The sequence below is a fragment of the Kitasatospora sp. SC0581 genome, assembly GCF_048159585.1.
Taxonomy (GTDB): Bacteria; Actinomycetota; Actinomycetes; order Streptomycetales; family Streptomycetaceae; genus Kitasatospora.
Window position 1 is genome coordinate 1 of sequence record NZ_JBLRWA010000264.1, and the last position, 349, is coordinate 349.

Annotated in this window: 1 protein-coding gene; it reads left to right on the forward strand. The window is 42.1% G+C overall.

From position 1 onward, the window contains the following. The coding region (locus tag ACLWS4_RS38040; RefSeq protein ID WP_416876577.1) for an McrB family protein at nucleotides 1-349 on the forward strand (349 nt) is incomplete at both ends.

Consider the following 349-nt stretch of genomic DNA (forward strand, 5'->3'; position numbering starts at 1 on the left):
AAAAGAATCTCATTTTGCAGGGAGCTCCGGGTGTTGGCAAGACCTTTGCAGCAAAGCGGCTTGCTTATGCAATGATGGGGTTAAAAGACGATAGCCGCATTGCGTTTATTCAGTTTCACCAGAATTACTCCTATGAGGACTTCATGATGGGATATAAACCTAAAGAGGCTGGGTTTGAATTACAATACGGCATTTTCTACCAGTTTTGCCAAAAGGCAGCGAACATACCGGACCAACCGTTCTTCTTTATAATTGATGAAATCAATCGCGGCAACATGAGTAAAATATTCGGTGAATTGCTCATGCTAATTGAAAAAGATTATCGCGGCACAAAGGCAACGCTTGCTTA